At 63.2% G+C, this 5,053-nt stretch carries 2 protein-coding genes; both read right to left on the reverse strand.

Annotated features, from left to right (window positions below; genetic code table 11):
• A partial coding sequence (locus tag ACILRN_RS15630) for a hypothetical protein (protein ID WP_395689857.1) occupies nt 1-1,793 on the reverse strand: 1,793 nt, incomplete at its 3' end.
• A 482-nt stretch (nt 1,794-2,275) separates the two neighbouring features.
• The coding region (locus ACILRN_RS15635) for an autotransporter outer membrane beta-barrel domain-containing protein (RefSeq protein ID WP_395689858.1) at nt 2,276-5,053 on the reverse strand (2,778 nt) is incomplete at its 5' end.

Genomic DNA, 5,053 nt, shown 5'->3' on the forward strand with positions numbered 1-5,053 from the left:
TAGTTCTGCATGATTTCATCATTGGCCTCGACCGCGCTCTTGCGGATCTGACTCTCGAGGCTCGCAGACTTCTGCTTCAGATCCTCGAACGCCAGAGTCATGCTTCCATCGATCTTGTTCAGCGCATCGTCGGCCACGGTCGACACCTGCTTCGGCACACCGTCGATCATTTGCTTGAGCTGGCCTGAGATGGCATCGACCTTGCCCTCCAGAAGCTCCTCTACCTGTGCAATCTCGCCCTCGAAGAGCCTCTGCAAATGAAGCGGAAGGGTCTTCAGCACATCCGACAGCCGAAGCGTTGCCTTGTTCGCCACTTCGGAAATCGCCAGATCCATCTTCCGGACAGTGTCGGCACCGATCTGGGCGGAAATCTCGGCACAGCTCTGCATGATCCTGGACTGCAGGTTGAGACTCGATGACTCAAGGTCTCGATTGATGGTCTTGACGATGCGTACCGCGGCATCATCGATCTTGCCCAGCGAAACCTGCACGTTCTGGCGCAGGTTGTCCTCGAGACTGTTCAGGGTTCCACTCATGGACTGAAGCACATGTTCAACCGACCCCGTTACCCTGGCAACCGGATCTGAAAGCCTGCTCACTACGCCTGTCACCGTAACCGACAGCGAGCTGATTTCGCGGGACAGTGCAGCGATCTTCGCGATCTCCTGTTCCATAACGCCATCGAGCAGATTGCGGAACGTGACCGCCTCCTCCTCAACATTCTGCCGAAGCGCGTTCAGGCTGAGCGTTGAGAAATCATGGAGGGCTCCACGGGTCTTCTCGAGATTGGACACCACGTCCCGCGCGATCTGCTCGACCACGTCGACGTTGGCCGTGGACAACAGGGCCGCATCCGAGATGGTGGTCGACAGAGGATCGATCCTCTTGATCATGGTGTCGATTTCGTCAGGAAGACGGGTAAGAAGAGCCTCCACCTTGATGATGCGCTTGTCGATCTCGGGAACGATCTGGTGGTTGGCCCGGTTGAACGCTTCGAGACAGGACTGCAACTGGGCGGTGTTGTTCTGAAGGGTCGCACCAACGCTGCCCAGAATACCACCGGCAGATTCCGCAAGCCGTTCAAGGCTCTGCACCGCCGTCTCGAGCTTGGAGATCACCGGCACCACGTCCGTGCTGACCTGCGCCGCAGCCCGCTGAATGCCTTCCCTCTGGATTTCAGTTGCCTCGCAGACCTTGTTCATCTGGTCGACGCTGACTTCCGCAGCGGATGATATTTCTGTGTTTGACTGCTTGAGGCGGGTCGTGAACGCCGCAACCTTCGCATCCAGCTCAAGCATGCGCGAGTCCAGATCAACCAGCAGGTGGTCAAAGGACGAATTGACCGATCTGCCCACCTGGCGGGACGTGGCATTGCGTTCCGCCGACCTGTCTACGACCGACAGCACCCGCTGCAAGAGCCTCTGCTGGATCGAATTGCGGTGCATCATCACGGCGAACATGAACTGCACGCCCCCGATGATGGCGAGGGAGGCAATGAACCAGTTCAGCCGAGACGGATCACTCAACACGGCACGAATGCCGCCAGGCGTGAGCATTGACGTCAGATAGCCAAACGCCACAACCAGCAGGCACATGGTTGCCATGCTGGCCCAGAAATAGCCCGACCCCAGGAACGACATCTTGAGCGGCATGCCCTGAGGACCGAGGCCGGACTCCGCTTCTCTTCTTCTGCCCTGGGGGAGATCACGCGACCTGCGGCGCGACCTGAGCAGCGCTGCATCCGAGTCAGGCATCATATCGCCCGCGATGCGCAGGAGGCCATCCTGGTTCAAGACCTCTTCAGACCCATAATTAAAGCTTGATCTCATAAGACACACCCTCGGCGAATGATCTTTGTACAACAGCCCGCTTCGCCGAAAAGAACGATTGCGAAGTAATCAACAGCTCATTTTTCGAATCGCGTTTCAGGCCACCCCAAAAACAACAAGAGGGTGAAATTCGACCACGATGACGGTGTGGGAATAAGCCTCGCCAGGAAGCTGACCACGATGAGCGCGACAAACTGCTCGCCCGCGGCTCACAACCGGGCCGGATGAACCCACGCCGAGAACTCGTGAAAGGCCCGGGGTCAAGGGTCCGTTGTTGGCGATCCTGCCAAGCACAAGGCACATTGCCCCTGACTGTCCGAACCAATCGGATCAGGTGTCGCCCACCGCACTTGCGGCGGAGGTTGATGCCGACTTGGCACTTCGGATGACAAAACGAAGAAGGGCCGGGGAAACCCCGGCCCTCCCAGATTTGAATGTCGAGAGCTTTAGAAGCCCATCTTGAAGCCGGCGCTGATGGCGTAGTAGGGCGCCTCACCGCTTTCGACCTGCCTGATGTAGCCATCAAGCGTCAGCATCTTGTTGGTCTCGAGCAGGTAGCTCAGGCCAACCGCGCCGCTCACCGCCCAATCGCTCGGCTTCACGTCGCTGTCGTAGCTGGCACTACCGAACTCGCCCGAGATCTCGAAGCTGTCGAGGTCATACTCGAGGAAGCCCTCGAGACCGACACCGGCACGGTACAGGACCTTCTCGGCGAGCGGACCCTCCATCTTCAGGCCGAAGTAACCCGTGGCCGCCGTGACGGAGTAGTCCTCGTAGCTGAACGGATCTTCAACCGATCCGCCATCGCCACCGTCGTCGTAGCTGCCGCGCGTGGACTTCGCGTAGGTCAAGCCGGCGAACGGTGTCACGACATGGCCTGAGCCAATCGCGTAACCCCATCCGAGTTCAGCCGCCGCACCGAAGGTCTGCAGGTTAGCATCACCCGACGCCTGGGCCGACGATCCCAGGATGTTGGAGTGGGTAAACTCCGCCGTGCCAAACTGATAGGCAGCCGACACACGGCCCTGCAGCCCTGTTCCGTCCTGAGCCTCGGAGTAGCCGAGGAAGAGGCCGAAGGTCGGGAGCATGCTGACATCGTTGATGTTCTCGATGTCATCGGGTCCGGAGTGGATGTCGATGTAGCCGCCGATGCGAACCTTTTCGCCCAGTTGCTTCGCCGCCTTGAGCACGCCTGACCATTCGCTGTCGTCGTAGGTGCCGGAGTAGTTCGAGTACTGGCCGTTCAACGCGACGCAGACGCCGTTCTTGTCGAACACGTTGCAGTCGTAGTCGAGGGCGTAGCGTACCGACAACCAGTTCGAGAGCAGCAGGAAGGCCTGCGGATCCGCCATGTCCTGACCGAAGTTCAGGATATTGAGATCCCAATCCTGTTCGACGCCGTCAGACAGCACGTCAGGATCGTTGTTCTCTACGATGGCCGCCAACAGCCCGTCACCGGCACCAAACACCTCTTCCTCGTTCGTGATGTCTTCCGACTTCACGTCGTAGAGCACGTTTTCGTAGGTGCCCGTCTGGATATTGGTGCTGTAGGCCGTGCTGATACCGAATGTCATTTGGGTATCAGAGTCACTGTCCTCGTAGTCGAGCTGACCGTAGTTGCTCGGACCGTTGATGACGATTTCGTAGTCAACAGGCAGGTTGCCCTTGTAGGTCAACGCGCCCGCTGTTCCGCCCGAACCCTGGGCGTTGACCAGCTTGCTGACTCCGGCCGTGCCGGCATCATTTTGGATGCCCACGCCACCAGTACCGCCGATGGCGCCCATGCCTCCGATGATTGCGCCAAGGTTGACGATCTCGGTTGAACCGCCGGTCAGCAGGATGCCTGCGCCGCCATCACCCGAGCTGCCACCACCATGGCCACCGGCGATCAGGCCGCTGCCCATGTTGGCAACGTAGTTGTCGCCACCCGTGAGTTCGATACCAGCGCCGCCATCACCGTCGATGCCGCCGACACCGGAAGAGCCCGCCGAGCCGCTGGAACCTGTCGCTCCGGCCACACCGGATGCGCCAGCCAGACCCCCGATGCCCACCGAGCCGACAGAGCCTGCCGAGCCGGAGCCACCCGTCGCGCCGAGGGCGCCTGAGTCACCTGTTGCACCAACCGTGCCGGATGCACCCGATGCACCGACGCTTCCAGACGCACCATCGCCACCCGTGCCGCCGACCGCACCGGTCGAGCCGGATGAACCAGCCGCGCCGTTTGCGCCCGTTCCGCCGGTTGCGCCAGCCGTGCCGGAGACACCGCTTGAGCCCGAGGCGCCAGCCGTGCCTGCAGCACCGCTGCTGCCCGACGTGCCAGCCGTACCGATCGCACCGGACGCACCGGACGCGCCTGCCGCGCCGCTGCCGCCAGTTGCACCAACCGAGCCGGATGCACCGCCGGTGCCCGAGACGCCGGCCGTACCGCCAGCGCCAGCCGTGCCCGCTGCTCCGGATGAACCCGAGCTTCCCCTGGTGCCAGAGGCTCCGTTCCCGCCGGTTGCTCCGGAGGCTCCTGCCGTGCCGGACGCGCCGGATGCACCAGCCGTGCCCGCGGCACCCGAAGCACCCGAAGCACCTACAGTACCGGATGTGCCAGATGTGCCAGATGTAATTCCAGAGCCGCCGAGGCCGCCAGCTCCACCGGCACCAGAAGCGCCACCAACGCCACCTGCTCCACCAGCGCCCGAGGTGCCACCCGCGCCACCTGCGCCGCCAGCACCACCCGTGCCGCCTGTGCCTCTAAAGCCGCCAGATCCGCCCGTGCCAGCGAAGCCGCCAGCGCCAGACGCGCCGCCAGCGCCCGCAGCGCCGCCAGTGCCACCGATGCCGCCCGTGCCACCACCGCCGCCAGCACCACCGGTGCCGCCCGTGCCGCCAAGGCCGCCGAGACCACCCTGACCAGCAGCACCACCAGTGCCCGCAGCACCGCCTGCGCCACCCGTGCCCGCCGCGCCACCAAGGCCGGCCGAGCCACCGACGCCGCCGAGCCCGCCAGCGCCGCCGGCGCCTACGCCACCCGCAGCACCACCCGAGCCGCCAACGCCGCCATAGCCACCGGAGCCACCGGAGCCACCTGTGCCGGCAAGGCCACCGATGCCGCCAACGCCGCCGAAGCCGCCGGAGCCGCCGGAGCCGCCCAAGCCGCCGAAGCCGCCCTGACCAGCTGCACCAGCGGCGCCACCGGTACCGCCAGTACCACCCAGGCCGCCGAAGCCGCCGGA

It is taken from the genome of Aestuariivirga sp. (assembly GCF_044238155.1).
In the GTDB taxonomy this organism is placed as follows: Bacteria; Pseudomonadota; Alphaproteobacteria; order Rhizobiales; family Aestuariivirgaceae; genus Aestuariivirga.